A 19,787-nucleotide genomic window follows, 5' to 3' on the forward strand; every position below is an offset into this window, starting at 1 on the left:
AATGACAAAACTGATAACAACACTTGTATTGCTTGCGGGCAGTGTATGGGGCTCGACCGCCTATTCCGCCGAGATTACATTGAAAATGGCCCATTTTCTGCCCACCGCAAACGGAATGCATAAGGATTTCCTAGAGCCATGGGCGCGCGATTTAGAGGCCTGTTCGGGTGGCAAGGTCGAGGTGCAAATCTTTCCGGCTGGTACGCAGCTTGGCAATCCGGCAAAGCTGTATGACGAAGTGCGTTCGGGCGTGGTTGATATTGCGCATGGCCTAAGCGGTGTGCCAAGCGGGCGCTTTGAACGGCTGCGCATTGCCGAGCTGCCGTTTATTTTCAGCAGTGCGGCCCAAGCATCACAAATCCTTTGGTCGATGCATGAGGCCTATTTTGACGCCGAGTTTGACGGTGTTAAGCTGCTTGCCCTTCACGGCCATAATCCCGGCGAAATCAACACAGTCAGCACGTCCGTCAAAGTACCTGATGACATGATCGGCCTGCGCATTCGTTTTCCGACCGATGCGACACGCGAAATGATCGCGGCCCTTGGTGGCACGCCCGTCGGCCTGCCGCCCGGCGCGGTGTATGAGAACGCCGAGAAAAGCGTCATCGACGGTGCTGTGTTTTCATGGGATGCGATGGACTCCTTCAAGCTTGCCGAAGTGATGAAGCACCACCTTGATGTGCGGGCCTATATTACCACCTTTTGGTTTGCGATGAACGAGCGCACCTATGCCGGTCTGCCAGACGATGTGCGCGCCTGTGTCGACAAGCTGTCGGGTGACGCGTTGGCACCCAAGTTTGGCGATTGGTGGAATGCGTGGGAAGCCGCTGGATACGAATCTGTCCAAGGCCCAGACCATGAAATTGTCACCCTGACCGATGCCGAACGGCAGGTTTGGATCGACAAGCTAACCCCGACGATCGACACCCAGCTTGACGCATTGGTCGCAAATGGCGTTGAAAACGCCCATGAAATCTATGACGCGATGAAAACCGCGGCACAGAAATAAGACAGGGCGAGGAGGCGAAGATGCGGCATTTTTTCAAAGTTTGCGATGGCATCTTCGCCGGCGCTACTGTTGTGTCATTTGTTGCGGCATGTATTGCCGTGTTGTTAACGATCACCGATATTGGCCTGCGGCTGGCATCCGGTCTGATGCGGGCGGTCACTGGCCAAGGTACAAATTGGGCGGTGAACGGGCTTGTAGATTTGACGCAACTGGCTGTCATGACCTGCGCGTCCTTTGGTATTGCTGTTGCGTTCTCGCGTTCAAACCACGTCAATATAGATTTGGTTACAACGTTCTTGCCCGCGCCTTTTCGAAACTTGCTGACGATTTTGGCGGGTGTTTTGGGGTTGGGGCTGGTGGCCGCAATTCTGTGGGCGGGGATTGGGGAGATAGAGGCGCAATTCGCATATCCAAGCCGCTCTGCCACCTTGGGAATTTCATATATTTGGTATTGGCTTGCGCTTTTGTCTGGGTTTTCATGTTCGCTTTTGGGGGCACTGTATGCGTTGCTTAAATATGTCAGCAATACATCCCTGACCGAGGATAACGCGCATGTCTGATGCGATTATCGGCCTGCTGGGGTTTGGGGCCGCCCTAATGTTGATTGCGCTGGGGGTGCCCGTTGCTGTGTCTTTGGGTCTTATTGGCGTGTTTGGATTTTGGCTGCTAAACGGCGCGATGGGGGCGGTGTTTATTCTGGCCAGTGGTCCGTTTGAGTCGATCTTTTCCTACACGCTATCGGTCATCCCGCTGTTTTTGATGATGGGGGTTTTTGCCGCAAATTGTGGATTGTCGAGTGACCTTTACCGGTCGGCGAACGTCCTCGTCGGCAGGTTCCGCGGCGGGCTTGCGATTGCAACCATTCTGGCCTGTGCGGGGTTTGGCGCGATCTGTGGGTCGTCCTTGGCAACGGTCGCAACGATTGGGCGCGTCGCGATGCCCGAAATGCGAAAGGCAGGCTATGATGATCGCCTGTCTGCAGCGTCTATCGCGGCAGGCGGGACGCTGGGGGTTCTGATTCCGCCATCGATTTTGTTAATCGTATACGGGATCCTAACCGAACAAAGCATTGGCGCCTTGTTTGGGGCGGCGCTTATTCCTGGCCTGCTTGCTGTTTTGCTTTATGTGATCGCCGTTCTGGTGCAGGTCCGCCTGATCCCTGACCTTGTCCCGCAAGGGGCGCAAATTTTACCCCAATCAAGACAGCAAAACATGCGCGATCTGTTGGCCGCTTGGCCAGCAGTGATGATTTTCGGGGTCGTGATTGGCGGCATCCAATTCGGCATATTTTCCCCGACCGAGGCCGCCTCGGTCGGCGCGTTTGGTACCGCATTGGTGGCGCTTGGTCGCAAAACCCTGACCAAAACAGCCCTGTGGAGCGGTATGCAAGAGGTCGTTAGTCTGACGGGAATGATCTTTTTTATCACGATTGGCGCGGGGCTTTTTAACTACTTTATTGAGACATCGGGCCTGCCACAGGGCTTGGTCACTTGGATCACCAATTCCGGTTTGACGCCCGGCAAGGTTATTGTCGGGATTATCGTATTTTACCTGATCTTGGGGTGCTTTATGGACTCGATGGCGATGATCTTCCTAACCATTCCATTCGTGTTTCCTGTAATCCAAACACAGGGCTTTGACCCGATCTGGTTTGGCGTTTTGGTCGTCAGCGTGGCCGAGATTGGCCTTATCACGCCGCCTATCGGGATGAACCTGTTTGTCTTGCAAGGGGTGGTAAAGGACCTTTCGGCCCGAAGCGTTATTGTGGGCATCGTGCCATTTCTGATCAGCGATATTGCGCGTATCGTGCTTCTCGTTGTGTTTCCCGCCTTGGCACTTTGGCTTCCGGGGCTTGGTAATCCATAACATACCTGCTGTACTGCATAGACGACCAGAGACCGCTGATTGAGACGCTTTACGCCGAAAGCCAAGGCTGCCGATTCCGTCTGCGCGACGCTGAAAAGGGCAGAGTTTTCGCAACAGAACCCAATAATTTCGTTGAAACGCAGTCGGGTGGCCGCGGCGCGTTTTGATGCCTCTTACGGTACGATGCTTTGAAATTCTAATTGGAATTGATCTAGCCAGCATCGCGCAGAGGGATAACCAAGAGTTATGGCGCAAGGGGGTGATTGCATTGGACAGGTTGGCCCCAATCCTAAACATTCACACAGGCGTTGGAATAGAGGTTCTGCGCGTGTTGTGGTTGTCGCGTGGCCAAATGACCAAACGCGCCAAGGCCGACCGAGACGAAAACACAGAAGATAACAGCAAGCTAAAAGGAACGATTGATGCCCTCGGCACATAACATCAAAGAAGTCGGATATGTGGATTGCGTCGGTGGGGGGCAGATCGTCGTTGTTGATGGCATTGCCTATATTGGCCATGTGAATGCACCAGATGGCACAAGCATTTATGATGTTCGCGACCCTAAAAACCCGAAAAAGCTTGCCTCGCTTGGCATGCCGCCCGGAACGCATTCGCACAAGGTACGCGTTGCCAATGATCTTATGGTTATTAACCAAGAATTGAACGACGCCGATAGCTCACCCGTGCCCGAGGGCTGGAAAGGTGGCATTGTCGTTTATGACGTCAAAGACCCGTCAAACCCGCGCGAATTGGCGCGTTGGAAAACCGAAGGAACCGGCGTTCACCGTTATGACTTTGACGGTCGCTATATCTATATGTCCAGCTCGGCCGAGGGCTATGTCAGCCCGTTTGTCATGATCATGGATTTGATTGACCCCACCAACCCAACCGAAGTTGGCCGCTGGTGGATGCCCGGCCAATGGACTGCCGGGGGTGAGGTGCCGAACTTTGAGCGGACGCAGCACCGTTGCCACCACCCGCTGCGCCTTGGGAACCGGCTGTATGTCAGCTATTGGAAGGGCGGTTTTGTCATTCTTGATATTGAAGACATGACCAAGCCAACGCTGGTTTCTGGTCTGAATTGGGTTCCGCCATTCGCCTGCCCGATCCATACCGCGTTGCCGATTCCGTTTGATATTAACGGGCGTAAGTATCTTTTGGTCGGGGATGAAGATGTCGATCGGGCACCCGATGCCCCCGCGGCATTCATGTGGATGATCGATATCACCGATGAAAAGCACCCAATCCCTGTTTCTACATACCAGATTCCCGAACTGGCTGGCGCGGTTGTGCCGATGTGTAGCGGGCTGCATCAGCCGTCTGAAAAATTCCACGGCACCGAGATTCCGATGGCTTGGTTTTCAAACGGCCTGCGCGTCATCGACATCAAAGATCCACACCGGCCGGTCGAAGTTGCGCATTACATTCCCGATCTGCCCGAAGGCTCGAAGCGGGTTTCAAGCAATGATGTGACGGTCGACGATGACGGTTTGATCTACCTGCTGGATCGGCATCGGGGGCTGCACATTCTGCAACGGGTTTAAAATCACAACACCGTCACGGCTAAAACCAAAGTCAAAGGCCGTGATGGATTGAAAAAACTGTAATACTTCTGGGAGGAAAACATGACAGTCAGCAAGAGTAACTTTATGCGCAGGGCCGCCGTAGCTGTAGCCCTGATTGCAACCGCCAACATGGCAAACGCGACTGATTTGGTGCGCGTGATGAAAGTTGTGCCGCAGGCGTTTCAATTAACGGTTGTGGATGTGGGCGTCGAAAAAGGCATCTTTGCCAAATACGATCTGGAGCTGGATATCACCGGTTCCAGCGGTGGCGCCAAGTTGCAGCAATCTTTGGCGGCCGATGCGGCTGATATCGGGTTAGGGACAGGCCCCGAACTGGGCTTTATCGCCAAAGGCGCGCCGTCAATTGCGGTTGCCGCCACGCATGGTGCGCCGCTTAACCTTGGGATCGTGGTGTCAGCGGATTCCAAGTTCTTTCCATCCGACAAAACGATTGATGATATGAAGGGCGCCAAAGTCGGCGTTGCCACGCCGTCTTCGCAAACCTTTTATCTGGTGCGCCGGATTTCGATTGAAAAAGGTTGGGGCCCCGAAGGCATGATCCCGGTTCCGCTGGGCAGCGTTTCGGCGCAGATGGCTGCGATGAAGACCGGAAACATCGACGCTATGATGAACTCGACCGATATTGGCTATGGGATGGAAGCGCGGGGTGCAGGCCGTACCATTGTTAAGGCTGGCGATTATCTGGCTGATTACCACGCCCATATCATCTATGCGTCCAACAAATTCCGCGCCGCGCACCCAGACGTGCTGCGCCGCTTTCTGGCCGCCTATTTTGAAACGGTGGCCCTGATTAAGGCTGATAAAAGCATCATGGTCAAAACCGGTGCCCGCGTTTTGGAAATGCCGGAAGCTATCCTGAACCGTGCCTATGACGAACAAGTCGCGATGATTAAGGATGACGGCAAGTTTGACGATGCCGCGATGGCCGAGATCGCGCAGGGCCTTGTTGATACCCAGATCATGGACAGCATCCCCGATATGAAGACGCTCTACACCGAAGAATATCTACCGAAGTAACCGGTGTAGGCACTTTAGACACCTAAAGCAGGCGTTGGCGGCAGCTTGTCGGCATTGTGAAATATGAACGAAACGGTAAAGAAACCCATGACAACCGCCAATTCCACGCCTGCAATAGAGGCGATCAATCTAACCCAATATTACGGTGATGCGGCAAGCGAGAACCGCGTCACCGCGCTTGATAATGTGTCGATTACGGCCGAGCGCGGCGAATTGCTGTGCCTGATCGGCCCCAGCGGCTGCGGTAAAAGCACGCTTTTGAACATTATGGGCGGCTTGGCTATGCCCAAATCGGGGCAGCTCTTGGTTAATGGTAAACCGATTACAGGCCCAAAACCCGATGATATCGCCTTTGTGTTTCAGGAAAGCCCTTTGTTTCCGTGGAGCACGATTGTTGAAAATATCAAGGTCGGGCTAGAGTTTCGGGGCGTCCCAAAAGAAGAACGCGACGGCCGCGCGTGGTCTGCGCTAGAGGCCGTGGGGCTAAAGCCTTTTGGCAACCACTTCCCCGGCCAGATATCGGGCGGGATGAAGCAGCGCGCCCAATTGGCCCGCGCGCTAAGTTTGAACACCGACATTATCTTGATGGATGAACCCTTTGGTGCCCTGGATGAACAAACCCGCATGGTATTGGGCGAGGACCTATCGGTCATGCTGTCCAAAACCGAAAAGACCATCGTTTTCGTGACGCACAGCCTTGTTGAGGCGGTGTTCTTGGCTGATCGCGTGGCGATTATGACATCGCTTCCGGGCCAGATCAAAGAGATCATTGAGATTGATGAACCGCATCCACGCAACCCCGATTTCATCATGTCGGACAAGTTTAACAAGCTGCGCAATCATCTTTATGCCCTGCTGCATGACGAGATACGCAAAGCGGTTGAGAGAGAAAGCGCACTCAGCGCGAAGCGGACGTGATGGCATGACACAGGGCATCAAAGTACGGCTGTATCAGCTCACATTTTTCGGCGTCATCCTGTTGGCGTGGGCCATCGTTACCGAAACCGGCTATATCAGCCGCCTTTTCTTGCCAACCTTGCCCGATTTGGGGCGCAAATTCATCTCGCTCTTGTCCTCGGGCGATTGGGTCAAGCCATTAACGCTGACGCTGTATGAGGTGGGCTGTGCCTATGCGATTGGCGCAATCACCGGTATCCTTGTTGGTTTTCTGGTCAGCCGCACCCGTTTTGCCACCCGGGTGTTTGAGCCATTGTTTTCGTCGCTTTTCGCGGTGCCGCTGATCATTCTATACCCGCTGGCGATGCTGTTTTTCGGGTTAGAGGCAGGGTCAAAAATCGCGCTGGGCAGCATTATCAGCTTTTTCCCGATCGTGCTGAGTACGATCAACGGCTTTGGAAATGTAAATCCGATCTATCTGCGGGCGGCCAGCTCGATGGGGGCATCGGGGTTTACGCTGGTGCGGCGGGTTTTGGTGCCGGCGGCGTTTCCGGTGATTCTGACTGGCTTGCGCATCGGGTTTATCATTTGCTTTTTGTCGATCATCGGTGGTGAGACGCTGGGGTCGCTTGACGGGCTTGGCCACCAAATCGTCTTTAACGCCGAGTCGATGGATACAACCGGGATGTTTGCCTGGATCATCTTTATTGTCCTAATCGCGCTGGCCCTGAACTTTGTCGTGCAACGGCTTGAGAAACAGGGAGAGCATTACAAATGAGCGCCCAGACCATGCAAACAACAGGTGCCAAAGGCCTGTTTAAAACACCCGCCAAGGCGCGTTTGGCTGTCATTGCGACAGGCATCGCGGTCTGGGAAATCGGGGCGCATATGTACGGTGACGACGATTTCTTGCCCACCGCTTCGCGAACCGCGCTTGCGGTCGTTGAGCTTTTGCAACGTCCCACAATCTGGAGCGCGCTTGGCTATATGGCTGGGGCGTTGTTGGTCGGGTTCGCCATCGCGATGGTGTTTGGCACTGTGCTTGGCATGATTATTGGCCGTAACAGAACCGCCTATTTAACCTTCTTCCCTATCATCGTGCTGCTTTACACGATTCCGCAGGTGACGCTGTTGCCATTGTTCGTACTTGCGTTTGGGGTCGGGACCGAGGTTAAAATCGTTTATGGCCTAACGCACGGGTTCTTTCCCATCGTTGTTTGCGTGATCGCGGGGGCGCAAAACATCAATCCGGTGCTTCTTACGGCGGCGCATTCTATGGGCGCTTCGCGCAGGCAGATCTTTCAGCGAATCGTTTTTCCGTTCATCGTGCCCAGCCTGTTTACGGGAATGCGGCTTGGCATGTCTGCGGTCTTGATCGGTGTTATTTTGGCCGAGCTTTATGCAAGCCAGCGCGGGGTTGGCTATTACATCCGCCACTATTCCGAGACGTTTGAGAGCCATAACCTCTTTGCGCTGGTTCTGTTGGTTTCGGTGACGGGTATTGTGATGAACGAAATCCTAAGGCGCGCCGAGCGGCATTTTTCGCGGTGGAGATTATAGTCCGTAGCCGAGCCTAATTTAGCTGTTGGGGCGGGCCACAGCCGCTGTTTTATGCCTATGCAGGCCGTTTTACGGGGCGTCTCTGTGTCGGGGCGGTTCCTGTGCAGGGCGCCTTCAGCCTAGGCGTGTTGATTTTGTCAAAATTGATCGGTACTTTTGCAAAATTAGTAATAATATCGATTATATATTGCATTTTAAATTAATATGGCCATTGTTGGCTTTATCTGCAGAAAGACGATGCGCCCAAGTGCGGAGGAGACCAGCTTAGGTAAGCATGTCAGCAGAAAGCAACCGGAGGCTGTACAGCAGCCTTGAGCGCGGAGGAGAGAAAATGAAAAACATTATTTTTGGGACTATTCTTGCCATTGGCGGGGCGGCATTTATGCCCAGCGTCACATACGCCCACCACGGTGTGAACGGTCAATTCGACCTGTCAAAAACGCTAGAAAAAACGGGAACAGTGACGAGCGTGAAGTTCGTTAACCCACATTCCTACGTCTACTTTGACGTTAAGAATGAAGCCGGCGCAACAGAGGGATGGCGCTGCGAACTGCGCTCTGGCAGCCTTTTGCGGCGCAAAGGCTGGACTGTTGACATGTTTGCCGAGGGCACCGAGATTAAGATCTTCGGCAGCCCTGCGCGCGAAGAGCCAACGACCTGCTATACCGAAACAATTACGTTCGCCGACGGAAAAGTCCTGGCACGCTATGGCAGCGTTGAAGCGGATGGAAGCTTCAACAATGAAAAAGATGCTGCGGCCGCTGCCGAGGCACCTGCAAAGCCTGAGGCCGTTGTCGCTGGGGCCGATTTGTCCGGTGAATGGGGCGAACCTGTCGCAAGTGGCCCTCCTTTGGCTTACGCTGGCCCCGGCCCAGACTATGACCTGACGCTTGCGGCAGTAGAGGCAGGGGATGACTGGACGCCGGAAGATAACCCACGCTTCCAGTGCAAGCCGACGAACATCATCCTCGACTACCGTTTCGATCAGATGGTTAACAAGATTGAACAATCGGCCGATGAGATCAAACTCACCTACGGGTTTATGGATCTTGAGCGTACAATCCACCTTGGCGGGACCTTCCCCGATAAGATTGAGCCAAGCCTAGCAGGGTATTCGGTTGGCGCATGGAACGGCGACAAGCTTGAAGTAAAGACCAAGGGCTTTGAGAAAGGTTTCCTTGAAGTCATCGGCGGCCGTTCGACCCGTTCGGTTCCGCATAGTGACCAAATGGAGGTCACAGAAGTGTTTTACATCGACGGCGCTGGCGAGCTGGTGCGTGAATACACGATCACCGACCCGACTTATCTGGCAACGCCTTATGTGCATTTGGACAAATCGGTACGCCAAAATGGTCAGTACCTACCGTTCCAATGTGATGATCTGACGGTCGAGAAAAAGTAAATCTGTACAAAGTAAGACGTTTCGGGCGCGACACTTTGCGCGCCCGAAACGGGTTGAAATAGTTCAGACAGCTCCTGCCAAGTAAACCCTCTCTTGCACGCGACCTAACAGATTCAGGCCGGGCACTTGGGAATACGGCCGCCCGCGTCGCTAACTTTTGAGGTCATGATGCACGAATTTTTCCTTATGCTAGAAAACACAAGCCTCGGCCTACTGGTCTCGAGTACGATCTGGGGCTATCCAATCTTCCTCTCATTCCACGCAATTGGCATGGGCATCGTTGTGGGCATTTCCGTTATGTTTGCGCTGCGCGTGATGGGGGTTGCTTATGCGGTGCCCGTCTCGGCGATTGCGCCGTATTGGCGGCTCGCGATTGCGGGCTTTATTGTCAACCTGCTGTCGGGCACGGCGCTATTTTTTGGCAGCGCATCAACGCTGGCCGAGAACTGGGCCTTTTTGTCCAAGATCGGGATGCTGATTGTCTCACTCTTCCTGACATATCAAATGGTTCGGGTCTGCATCCACGGCACGGGTGAGGTGACCCGCGGGCATGTGATCCTCGCCTCAACCGCTTTGGCAAGTTGGGTTCTTACTGTCATCTTCGGCCGCCTTATCGGCTATATTTTTTAGGAGGAAAGTCCAATGCAACAAGCGCTTATTGACTTCCTAAGCTCTACGGCAATCCACGCCTATATCCAGAACCACGCTTGGGTTTGGCCGACCATGGAGATGCTGCATTTTGCCGGCCTGTGCATGCTGATTGGGTCATTGCTGATTATCGATCTGAGTGTGATCGGTTTTGCTCGCGATATCCCACTGAAAATCGTCGACAAATTTATCATCGTTACGTTGATGGGCTTTGCTGTGAACGCCATTACGGGAACGCTGTTTTTTATTGGTGATCCAGGCCGTTATGCGGTCAATATTGCCTTTCGGATGAAGATCGTGTTTATCGTGATCGCCGGTCTGAACGCGCTGTATTTCACCTTTAGGGTGCGACCCCAGATCGAGGCGGGCGCCAACAACTTTTCAGAACTTGGGCTAAATGCGCGGTTGTCGACAGCCTTATCGCTGACTCTTTGGATTAGCATCATCGTGTTGGGCCGCTTTATTCCCTACGTGGAAGATTTGTAAACGATGCTTCGCGGCCCTGTCTTCACGCTTATTGTGATCATGGCCGCAGGTGCGGCTTGGGGGCACGGTGTGACGGGGGGCGACCAAGCCTACATGATTGCAAGCCAAGGCATCCACCCGTTTCCTTTCATGTACTTGGGTGCCAAGCATATGGTCACCGGTTACGATCATTTGCTCTATCTGGCAGGCGTTATCTTTTTTCTGCGGCACATCGGTGATGTTGCCAAGTTTGTCAGCCTGTTTGCGGTCGGCCATTCGATAACCTTGCTGTATGGGGTTCTCTCGGGCACCCAAGTCAATGTGTATCTGGTCGACGCGATTATCGGGCTTTCGATTTGCTACAAGGCGTTGGAAAACCTGACTGTGATCCGTTGGCTGGATGCGCGGATTGCTGTTTTTGGTTTTGGGCTGATCCACGGCTTTGGCCTGTCGTCCAAATTGCAAGATTTGGCGCTGCCCTCTGACGGTTTGGTCGGCAATATGATCTTTTTCAATATCGGGGTTGAGATTGGGCAAGTGATTGCTTTGGTTGCTTTATTTTCCCTGTCTACGTCGATGCGTGGCCTTAGGTTCTATGATGGCATTGCGCAATATATCAATATTGGCCTGTTCGGTGCCGGGCTTGTTTTGTTCGGGTATCAGTTGACCGGCTTTTTCATTACTTGGAGGTAAATATGGAAGATTCAACAAAGAACCCACGCCGCCTTGGCCTCAAACTTGCAGGGGCGGCGGTTGGCGCCGGTGCGCTGCTTACGTTTTTTGTCCTTCCTGCCGAATATGGAATCGATCCGACAGGTGGTGGTCGGGCGATGGGCATTACCGCCCTTTCGGGACTTGTCTCTCCGGCGGCGGCGGCAGATTTTGGCCAAAATCTGTCCTTTAATATCGAGAAATATGACCTTGATGCCGCCGTGCTTAACCAGTCAATTCGGGGTCTGTTGAACCTGCAAGATGCGCCGTTCAAGTCAGAAACCATCACAATTGATATCGAGGATTTGGGCGAGGTCGAGCACAAATTCATTATGAAGCAGGATGAGACGCTGCTGTATTCGTGGCGTGTTCTGAACGCAACGGGGCAGGGGGTTTACTACGACTTTCACGGTCACCCATCCAGTGCTGACGCCCCCAGCTATCCCGCTGGGTTTGAACAGGCCTATAGCAAAGGTGAGGGCGTGGGCCAAAGCGGCGCGTTTACAGCGCCATTTCCGGGCTATCACGGCTTCTACTTTATGAACCTTGAAGAAGGCCCAATTCAGATTGAGCTGACGATCAGCGGTTTCTTTGAGGAGCATAAAGAAATGTACCGCGCCGTGGATGGGCAGGTCATAACCAAAGTCGCCTTTTAAGTTAGCTCGCGGCCTTTTGAACGAGGGGTTAGCCCCGTGGCTTGCGTATGAACGACACCAGACCAAGCAGCGCAAGCCACGCAGCACCAAGGCCTAGCACAGTTTGAATGATGTCATAAAGCCTGCCACCTAACTGCGATGTGTGCAGCGCTGCCAACAGATTGTAGGTGCGTTCGCCAGCCGGCAGTTGGGTGGCATCAATGCGTATATCCATATAACCGTCGGGCACCGTAATCTGCACGCTGCTGTTGCCTGCATCGGCCCATTCGCCCGTGGTGCGGATGTGGATAACGCGCTCATTGCCGCCGATCGGCCAAGTGAGTGCCGTGATTTGTGCATCGGGAAAGACGGCCAATGTACGGGCGATGGCACGGCCCCACGTCGATTCTGCATTGCCCTCTAAATCATCGACCCCGTCTCCGAATGTCTCGCCATAGTGCGCAGGGTTATGGAACCAAAGCAGCGCGTTGCGCGAGATGGTGGGAAAGGTCAGGAAAACCCCAGATAGAATAAGGATGAACAGCGGCGCGGCCAGCACAATCCCGCTGTTGCGATGCGATGTCAGCATATGCATACGTCCGGTGCCCCGCAGGCGAAACCCTTGTCGCCACGCGCGCCGTGCGGGCCAAAAGGCTAGCACACCAAAAAGGATGCTAACCAAGGCTGCAATGCCAATGAAACCCGACAGATAAAGACCGCGCGTGCCACTTAAAAACCGGTGGTGAAGATCCAGAAGCCAGTCTTCGATCCGTACGTTCGGCAACCAGACCTCCAAAACAGCGCCATCGGCATTTAGATAAGCTGCGCGACCGTCGCGCAACGACAATCGCATCAGATTTGTGCGCTCGTTTATACGACCCAGAATGATATTCTCGTCACCAAATGCCGCTTCGGCAGCCAGCGCAAGCTGGGTCACGGAATTAGCATCAAAGTGATGTTCGGGTTGCGGAAAGACCAACCGCAGATAGCTGTCTTTCCAGATGAGAGCTGTGCCTGACAAAGCTATTATTAGTAGAAATGACGCCAAAACCGCACCGATCCAGCGGTGAATGTGGCGCGCGGTTCGCAGGTTCAGCGCTGGCTTCATTTTGCCCCCAAGTGGATTGCGGTTGCGGTCATATTCGCCGCTCGTGTGAACCTCGGCCGGTCAGCACACGCCTTTTGCGGCCAAACCGGCCTGCGCTATGGCACCCGCACCGTGATAATTTTTTTGATGTTATTTGCTGTTCTCAGCAAGGCAGCTTCGACCAGACTTTTGCTCTGCGCATAACGGGTGGACGGCACAGGAACAGAAATCGCATGCAGGTCACCCGACCAGTCCCGAAAGGCAAGGCCGATGGCCGAAATGCCCGGCGTATGATTGTTCAGGTCATAGGCAAGGCCTGTTTGGCGAATGGTGGCAAGCTCTTCCAGCAAAGCGTCTAAGTCGCCGTCAATGCTGTTACGTTCCCATTCGTTTAGAATAAGTTTGGTAGCCTCTTCGATCGGCAATTGCGCAAGACAGGCGCGGCCATTCGCGCTTGAGGTGAGGGGAAAAACCTCACCCACGGATGAAACCGTGCGCAAACGATGCGTGCCGGGAACCTGATCCAGAAAGATCATCCCGGCACCGCGCAAGACGGAAAGGTCGGATGTTTCGCCGGTTTTTTGCGTAAGCTCGGTCAGAAGCAGCCTGCAATGTTCAACGATGTTGTATTGCGCAGCTTCGGCGAGCGCGTGCAGCTCTGGCCCCAAGCGCAGGCCGCCGCCGTTTGAATCGCTGATAACCAACTGTTCTTCTTGCAAGGCCGCGACGATTCGTTGCACGGTAGACCGAGCCAAGCCAACACGCTCGGCAATCTGGCCAAGGCTCATTCCGGTTTGCGTTTCGCGCAGCGCCCGCAAAATCGATGCGGCCCGCGCGATAACCTGAATGCCACCACGCTCTGATTTATCTTTAATGTCAGCCATTTTCATCTTTTGTTTAATTGGACGTGTAGGACATAGCCAGAAGCATAGAGTATTCATAAAAAACCGCAATGCGGTACAGTTGTATCATAATTAAAAAAATTATTGACCACCATGTGGTGCATGTGTACCTTCATGCGGAACAGGTGGAGGACCCCTGACAGTTTTAAATCAGCAAACATCGGTGCGCCGGTGAACGGAGGAGGTTTGTCAAAATGGTAGTTGTTCGTGGGATTGAGTTTCAAGGAAACCTTGATAACGATATGGGGTTGGAGTTTTACAACCTGAGCCACCGCTTCGGGTTTCAAAACCCGAACTGGCCCTATTTTCAGGATACAAAGATCGAGCGTATCCACTACATGGCCAAATCTGGCGTTCTAAGCCAGCGCATCACCACCACGATGCACGCCACCACCCACATCGACGCGCCAGCGCACGTTGTTCAGGGCACGCCGTTCATTGACGAAGTGCCGCTGCCGCATTTCTTTGGCACAGGGATCGTTGTGTCCTTGCCGAAAAAGAAGTGGGAGCCGATCACAGGTGAAGACCTTGAAAAGGCCTGCGGTCATGTGATCCGCAAGGGCGACGTGCTGATCATCAACACCGGCTGGCACCATGACTATGAAGACGGTGATTACTTTGCCTATTGCCCCGGCTTTGTGGCCTCGGCTGGCGAATGGATGGTCAAAAAGGGCGTCAAGGTTGTGGGCCACGATACCCAAGCCAACGACCACCCGTTGGCCACCGCGATCGGCCCACAGCGCAACGGCCCGCTGCTGCCGCATTTGGAAAAAGAGTATAAGGAATGGTCCGGTGGCAATGACTGGAAAGACGACTTCCCAGATTGGGAGCCGGTTCACCAGATCTTGTTCAAGGCCGGTATTCTGGGCATCGAAAACGTGGGCGGCGATCTGGATGCTGTCACTGGAAAACGTTGCACATTCGCGTTCTTCCCTTGGAACTGGGACCGCGGCGACGGCTGTATCATCCGCCTTGTTGCGATGATCGACAAAAGCCAGAACTTCCGCATCGACGACGGCGCCGAGTTTTAAGGCAACCACCTCCTAAAACAGAGGCGCGCGGCAAGATCGCGCGCCAACACCGCATATTCCTGGGGAGGAGTCTATGCACATCAAGCGTTTCCAAGACGCGCAGCCCTATGTTGCGCCCAATCATTTCGGTTGCCACGGCCTGCGCCTGCAAGGGTTTGAGGAGAACGGCCCGAAAAATCAGTGGATTGGTTTCAGCCAATTCCTGCCAGATGGTGGCGCAGGGCCAGACGCAACCCCGTTTGAAAAAGTCTATGTCGTGCTGGAAGGCGAAATGACCGTCATTATCGACGGGGTCGAGACCGTTTTGCACCGCTATGACAGCTGCACCATCCCAGCGCATGAGGTGCGCAAGCTGGAAAACCGCAGCAACGACACCTGCAAAATGCTCGTCGTGATCCCATACCCACCGGAGCCAAAGCCATGACCCTTTCCAACCCGCTGTCTATGTTTGAAGTCTCGGGCCAAACGGCCCTGATCACAGGGGCCTCTGGTGCCTTTGGCATGGTTGCCGCGCGGATTTTGGCGGGGGCTGGCTGCAAGCTGGTCTTGGCTGCGGGTAACCAAGAAGCACTCGACGGCATTGTAGATGAGTGCCGCGCGCTGGGGGCCGAGGTCACGGCCGTAAATGCGCGTCCCTCGGATGAAGCCGCCTGTGATGCGATGGTCGCCGCTGCCGTGCAGGCCTATGGCGGGCTGGATATTCTGGTGGTTGCCTCGGGCATGAACAAGGTCGCCCTTATCAACGATATGGCGCCCAAAACCTTTACCGATGTGATGGATGCCAATGTCACGCAAAGCTGGCTTTTGGCTCGTGCGGCGGCAGGGCAAATGAAGGCCCAAGTGGCCGCAGGCACGCATACTGGCGGCAAAATCGTGCTGGTTTCTTCGGCGCGGGGGCTGCTGGGGCATCCGGCGGGGTACACCGCCTATTGCGCGTCCAAAGCGGCGACCGATGGCATGGTTAAAGCGCTGGGATGTGAGCTGGGGCCAACCGGCATTACCGTCAACGCGATTGCGCCGACGGTATTCCGCTCGCCACTAACAGCGTGGATGTTTGAGGATAACGAAAAGGCCAATGCGGTGCGTGCGGGTTTCCTTGCCCGCGTGCCAAAGGGCCGTTTGGGCGAGCCAGAGGACCTTGCAGGGCCGCTGTTGTTCCTCGCGTCCAAGGCGTCTGATTTTTACACCGGGCATATTCTGTATGCCGACGGCGGCTATACGGCGGGATAAAGCAAATGACTGCGAAAAACAGACAGATCGCCGTAATCGGCGCAGGGCTTATGGGCCACGGCATCGCGCTTACATTGGCGCGGGCGGGGCAATATGTGGCCATCACCGACCCCTTTGCCGATGCACGGGCCACCGTTTCGGGGCGCATCCGTGATAGCATGGTTGCCATGGGCATCGGCGAGGCCGAAATCGCCCGCGCCCTGAAAAAGATTGAGATTTTCGACACTACCGCAGGCGCTGTTGCCAAGGCCGAAGTGGTGTTTGAAGCCGCGCCCGAAAAGCTGGACCTCAAGCGCAAGATATTCGCCGAGATTGAAGCCCACGCGCCCGACACCTGCATCTTGGCGTCGAACACCTCGGTCATGCCGATCACCCAGATCATGGGCGATTTGCGCCTGAAATCCCGTGCGCTTGGCACCCATTGGTGGAACCCGCCGCATCTTATCCCGCTGGTCGAGGTGGTGAAAACGGAATGGACTGACGCCGCCGTGGCCGATGATATGATGGACCTGCTGGATGACGCGGGCAAAACGCCGGTTTTGGTGGCCAAGGACGTGCCCGGCTTTATCGGCAACCGCTTGCAGCATGCGCTGTGGCGCGAGGCGATCAGCCTTGTAGAAAACGGAATTTGCGACGCTGAATCGGTGGATACGGTGATCAAAGCCAGCTTTGGCCGCAGGCTTTCGGTGCTGGGGCCATTGGAAAATGCCGATTTGGTCGGCACTGATCTGACGCTCGATATCCACGAAAACGTGCTGTTTGACTTGGAAAGCCGCAAGGGCCCTTCGCCCTATTTGCAAAAGCTGGTCGCCGAAGGGCGGCTTGGTATGAAATCGGGCGAAGGCTTTCGCAAATGGACCAAGCCCGAGGCCGATGCTGTGCGCGCCCGCGTGGCGCGGCATCTGAAACGGCTCGACGGCATTTTGATTGATTGAAACTCGCCTGGCAGGGAGGCTGGGCTTTAGGGAGGATACCATGACTTTTTCGAAAAATTCGACATCTCGGCGTGGGTTTATGATGGCAGGGGCAGCAACCCTTGCCGCACCCGCCATTTTGCGGTCCACCCGCGCGTATGGTGCGACGCCAACGATCAAAATTGGTCTTGTCGGCCCGCGCACCGGCCCGCTTGCCAGCTTTACCGAGGCGGATGACTATGTGCTGGACGCGATCACCAAATCCTTTGCCGGCGGGATTGAAAACAACGGCAAGACTTGGAACATCGAGATCATTTCCAAAGACAGCCAGTCCAACCCCAACCGTGCCGCCGAAGTCGCTGCCGACCTGATCCTAAGCGATGAGGTCGATATTATCCTTGCGGCCTCGACCCCAGACACGGTCAATCCCGTTGCCGATCAGGCCGAGATTAACGAGATCCCTTGCATCACCACCGACTGCCCATGGCAGCCTTATTTCTTTGGCCGCAATGGCGTGCCGGGCCAAGGTTTCCAATCGACCTACCATTTCTTTTGGGGGCTAGAGGATGTCATCGGTGCCTTCCTTGATATGTGGAGCAATACCGGCGTTGCGAAAAACGTGGGCGGTTTGTTCCCCAATGATGCCGATGGCAATGCGTGGGGCGATGCCGAAAACGGCCTGCCAAAACCGTTTGCCGCGGCTGGATATGGGCTAACCGATCCGGGCCGTTATCAGCCGCTTTCGGATGACTTTTCCAACCAGATCGCGGCGTTCAAAGCGGCCGGGTGTGAGATTGTCACCGGCAACATGATCCCACCAGATTTCGCAACCTTCTGGGCACAATGCGCACAGCAGGGCTTCTCGCCGAAAATCGTGACCATCGGCAAGGCGTTGCTGTTTCCTTCGGTGATTGAGTCGCTCGGCGCGCGTGGCGATGGGCTTAGCTCGGAAGTGTGGTGGTCGCCGCACCACCCGTTCGCTTCGTCACTGACAGGCGCCAGCGCGCATGATCTGGCGATGGGCTATACTGCTGCCACAGGTCGCCCTTGGACGCAACCTATTGGCTTTAAACATGCTTTGTTCGAAGTGGTCGCAGATGTGATCAAACGGTCTGAGGACCTTGAGGATGCGTCTTCTATCACTAAGGCCATCGCCAGCACCAAGCTGGACACGATTGTGGGCGCTATTGATTGGTCAAACGGCCCGATCAACAACGTCACCAAAACGCCGCTGGTTGCTGGGCAATGGCAGCGCGAAGGCGATGCGTTCGACCTTAAAATCGTCGCAAACGCCGCCGCGCCGAACATTCCGAAAACCGGCGAAATGAAACTGCTCTAATCCGGCGCGGGCGGCGTATACCTGCGCTGCCCCCCACCACTTATCTAAAGGGGCCGATGTGACCGCGTTTTTGCAGCTTGAAAGTTTGACCAAATCCTTTGGCGCCGTCACGGTCGCCGATGCGCTCAGCTATGAGCTGCAAAAGGGGGAGGCGTTGGGAATAATCGGGCCAAACGGCGCGGGTAAAACCTCAATGTTCAACCTGATCACGGGCACTTTGCAGCCCAATTCGGGCAGCGTGATCTTTGACGGTCGTGATGTGACGCGGATGAACGCGGCCGGCCGCTGCCGTGCGGGCATGGCGCGCAGCTTTCAGGTGCCGCAGCCGTTTTCCGGCATGACGGTGTTTGAAAATGCAATGATCGCGGCCACCCAAGCCGCCGGTTTGCATGGTCGCGCCGCCGAGACTTTGTGCCTTGAGGTGCTGGAACAAACGCAGATGATCGGCAAGGCCAACACGCTGGCGGGTGGGCTGACGTTGCTAGAACGCAAACGGCTGGAACTGACCCGCGCGCTGTGCGCCAAGCCCAAGCTGTTGATGTTAGACGAAATTGCAGGTGGACTGACCGAAGGCGAATGCCGGTCACTTGTGCAAACCATCAAGGATATTCACGCATCTGGCGTGTCGATCATTTGGATCGAACATGTGGTGCATGCGTTGTTGGCCGTGGTTGACCGTTTGATCGTGATCGACTTTGGCAAAAAGATTGCCGAGGGCGAACCGCAGGCGATTATGGCCAGCCCCGAAGTGCAAGAAATCTATCTGGGGATTGAAGCAGATGCCTGAGCCTATGTTGCAGATCACGGGGCTAAACGCCCATTACCGCGATTTCCAGGCGCTCTATGGCGTTGGAATGCAGGTCCATGCGGGCGAGGTTTTGGCGATTATCGGCGCCAATGGCGCAGGCAAAACCACGTTGATGCGGTCTATTTCGGGCTTGCTACCCAATGGTGCGGGCCAAATCAGCTATAAGGGCCAAGATATTAGCACCTTGCGCGCCGATCAGATCGCGGCTTTGGGCATCGCATTGGTGCCCGAGGGGCGGCAGCTGTTCCGCTCTCTTTCCGTTGAGGAAAACCTGATTATCGGCGGGCAAATCGGGCGCAAAGGCCCGTGGAACTTGGCCAGCGTTTTTAAGTTGTTCCCGATACTTGAGGAACGCCGCGCCGTGCCTGCAACTTCGCTTTCGGGTGGGCAACAGCAGATGGTCGCGATTGGCCGCGCGTTGATGGCCAACCCCGAAATGATCTTGTTTGACGAAATCAGCCTCGGCCTTGCGCCCATCATCATCAAAGACATTTACGCAGCCCTGCCGGGCATTATCGGCGAAGGCATGAGCGCGCTGATCGTCGAGCAAGACATCAGCAAAGCATTGGCCGTTTCCAGCCGCGTTTACTGTTTGCAAGAGGGCCGCGTGTCTTTGGAAGGTGCCTCGCGCACTGTGTCGCGCAGCGATATTTCGCGCGCCTATTTCGGGGTAGAATAAG

At 55.0% G+C, this 19,787-nt stretch carries 23 protein-coding genes; 21 read left to right on the top strand and 2 right to left on the bottom strand.

Going from position 1 to position 19,787, the window contains the following annotated elements:
- Position 1 precedes the first annotated feature (1 nt).
- From ACEN2J_RS08420 to ACEN2J_RS08485, 14 genes are all read left to right on the top strand, one after another.
- Positions 2-1,009 carry a TRAP transporter substrate-binding protein gene (locus tag ACEN2J_RS08420; protein ID WP_442104917.1) on the top strand — a complete coding sequence of 336 codons (1,008 nt, stop codon included), beginning with the start codon at positions 2-4 and terminating at the stop codon, positions 1,007-1,009.
- A gap of 20 nt (positions 1,010-1,029) precedes the next feature.
- A complete protein-coding gene (locus tag ACEN2J_RS08425) occupies positions 1,030-1,569 on the top strand; it encodes a TRAP transporter small permease (RefSeq protein ID WP_442104918.1) in 540 nt (179 codons plus the stop codon).
- Positions 1,562-2,875: a TRAP transporter large permease gene (locus tag ACEN2J_RS08430; RefSeq protein ID WP_442104920.1), complete on the top strand. Its 1,314-nt coding sequence runs from the start codon at positions 1,562-1,564 to the stop codon at positions 2,873-2,875. Before ACEN2J_RS08425 ends, ACEN2J_RS08430 begins: the two co-directional genes overlap by 8 nt.
- 268 nt (positions 2,876-3,143) lie before the next feature.
- Positions 3,144-3,314 carry a hypothetical protein gene (locus tag ACEN2J_RS08435; RefSeq protein WP_442104922.1) on the top strand — a complete coding sequence of 57 codons (171 nt, stop codon included), beginning with the start codon at positions 3,144-3,146 and terminating at the stop codon, positions 3,312-3,314.
- Positions 3,298-4,419, top strand: a complete 1,122-nt coding sequence (locus ACEN2J_RS08440; RefSeq protein ID WP_442104924.1) for an LVIVD repeat-containing protein — start codon at positions 3,298-3,300, stop codon at positions 4,417-4,419. The genes ACEN2J_RS08435 and ACEN2J_RS08440 overlap by 17 nt, the downstream gene beginning before the upstream one ends.
- Before the next feature lie 81 nt (positions 4,420-4,500).
- Positions 4,501-5,478, top strand: coding sequence for an ABC transporter substrate-binding protein (locus ACEN2J_RS08445; RefSeq protein WP_442104926.1), 978 nt, complete (start codon positions 4,501-4,503; stop codon positions 5,476-5,478).
- A gap of 87 nt (positions 5,479-5,565) precedes the next feature.
- The gene (locus ACEN2J_RS08450) at positions 5,566-6,396 is read left to right on the top strand and encodes an ABC transporter ATP-binding protein (RefSeq protein WP_442104928.1); all 831 of its coding nucleotides are present in this window, start codon (positions 5,566-5,568) and stop codon (positions 6,394-6,396) included.
- A gap of 4 nt (positions 6,397-6,400) precedes the next feature.
- A complete protein-coding gene (locus ACEN2J_RS08455) occupies positions 6,401-7,153 on the top strand; it encodes an ABC transporter permease (RefSeq protein WP_442104930.1) in 753 nt (250 codons plus the stop codon).
- Entirely contained in the window at positions 7,150-7,935 is a 786-nt protein-coding gene (locus ACEN2J_RS08460) for an ABC transporter permease (protein WP_442104932.1), read from the top strand. Before ACEN2J_RS08455 ends, ACEN2J_RS08460 begins: the two co-directional genes overlap by 4 nt.
- A 331-nt stretch (positions 7,936-8,266) precedes the next feature.
- Complete coding sequence (locus ACEN2J_RS08465; RefSeq protein WP_442104933.1) at positions 8,267-9,337, top strand: DUF6152 family protein; 1,071 nt, start codon at positions 8,267-8,269, stop codon at positions 9,335-9,337.
- Between the two features lie 168 nt (positions 9,338-9,505).
- Positions 9,506-9,967, top strand: coding sequence for a hypothetical protein (locus tag ACEN2J_RS08470; protein WP_442104935.1), 462 nt, complete (start codon positions 9,506-9,508; stop codon positions 9,965-9,967).
- 12 nt (positions 9,968-9,979) lie between these two features.
- Positions 9,980-10,471: a hypothetical protein gene (locus ACEN2J_RS08475; protein ID WP_442104937.1), complete on the top strand. Its 492-nt coding sequence runs from the start codon at positions 9,980-9,982 to the stop codon at positions 10,469-10,471.
- A 3-nt stretch (positions 10,472-10,474) separates the two neighbouring features.
- Entirely contained in the window at positions 10,475-11,143 is a 669-nt protein-coding gene (locus tag ACEN2J_RS08480) for a HupE/UreJ family protein (RefSeq protein ID WP_442104939.1), read from the top strand.
- Positions 11,144-11,145: 2 nt separating this feature from the next.
- Entirely contained in the window at positions 11,146-11,817 is a 672-nt protein-coding gene (locus tag ACEN2J_RS08485; RefSeq protein WP_442104941.1) for a hypothetical protein, read from the top strand.
- Positions 11,818-11,845: 28 nt separating this feature from the next.
- Here ACEN2J_RS08485 and ACEN2J_RS08490 read toward each other — a convergent pair whose 3' ends face one another.
- Both ACEN2J_RS08490 and ACEN2J_RS08495 read right to left on the bottom strand, forming a co-directional pair.
- Positions 11,846-12,904 (bottom strand): PepSY-associated TM helix domain-containing protein, encoded by a 1,059-nt coding sequence (locus ACEN2J_RS08490; protein ID WP_442104943.1) that lies wholly within the window; start codon positions 12,902-12,904, stop codon positions 11,846-11,848.
- Positions 12,905-12,999: 95 nt separating this feature from the next.
- Positions 13,000-13,767: an IclR family transcriptional regulator gene (locus tag ACEN2J_RS08495; RefSeq protein ID WP_442104944.1), complete on the bottom strand. Its 768-nt coding sequence runs from the start codon at positions 13,765-13,767 to the stop codon at positions 13,000-13,002.
- Positions 13,768-13,979: 212 nt separating this feature from the next.
- Between ACEN2J_RS08495 and ACEN2J_RS08500 the strand changes: the two genes are divergently transcribed.
- From ACEN2J_RS08500 to ACEN2J_RS08530, 7 genes are all read left to right on the top strand, one after another.
- The gene (locus ACEN2J_RS08500) at positions 13,980-14,816 is read left to right on the top strand and encodes a cyclase family protein (RefSeq protein ID WP_442104945.1); all 837 of its coding nucleotides are present in this window, start codon (positions 13,980-13,982) and stop codon (positions 14,814-14,816) included.
- Between the two features lie 73 nt (positions 14,817-14,889).
- Positions 14,890-15,240: a cupin domain-containing protein gene (locus tag ACEN2J_RS08505; RefSeq protein WP_442104947.1), complete on the top strand. Its 351-nt coding sequence runs from the start codon at positions 14,890-14,892 to the stop codon at positions 15,238-15,240.
- Positions 15,237-16,046, top strand: a complete 810-nt coding sequence (locus ACEN2J_RS08510; RefSeq protein ID WP_442104949.1) for an SDR family NAD(P)-dependent oxidoreductase — start codon at positions 15,237-15,239, stop codon at positions 16,044-16,046. Before ACEN2J_RS08505 ends, ACEN2J_RS08510 begins: the two co-directional genes overlap by 4 nt.
- A 5-nt stretch (positions 16,047-16,051) precedes the next feature.
- Positions 16,052-16,981, top strand: coding sequence for a 3-hydroxyacyl-CoA dehydrogenase family protein (locus ACEN2J_RS08515; RefSeq protein WP_442104951.1), 930 nt, complete (start codon positions 16,052-16,054; stop codon positions 16,979-16,981).
- A 40-nt stretch (positions 16,982-17,021) separates the two neighbouring features.
- Positions 17,022-18,299, top strand: coding sequence for an ABC transporter substrate-binding protein (locus ACEN2J_RS08520; RefSeq protein WP_442104953.1), 1,278 nt, complete (start codon positions 17,022-17,024; stop codon positions 18,297-18,299).
- A 58-nt stretch (positions 18,300-18,357) separates the two neighbouring features.
- Positions 18,358-19,086: an ABC transporter ATP-binding protein gene (locus tag ACEN2J_RS08525; RefSeq protein ID WP_442104954.1), complete on the top strand. Its 729-nt coding sequence runs from the start codon at positions 18,358-18,360 to the stop codon at positions 19,084-19,086.
- Positions 19,079-19,786, top strand: a complete 708-nt coding sequence (locus tag ACEN2J_RS08530; RefSeq protein ID WP_442104956.1) for an ABC transporter ATP-binding protein — start codon at positions 19,079-19,081, stop codon at positions 19,784-19,786. Before ACEN2J_RS08525 ends, ACEN2J_RS08530 begins: the two co-directional genes overlap by 8 nt.
- The last annotated feature ends 1 nt before the right edge of the window (position 19,787 follow it).

The organism is Pseudorhodobacter sp. W20_MBD10_FR17 (assembly GCF_052119765.1).
Lineage (GTDB): Bacteria > Pseudomonadota > Alphaproteobacteria > Rhodobacterales > Rhodobacteraceae > Pseudorhodobacter.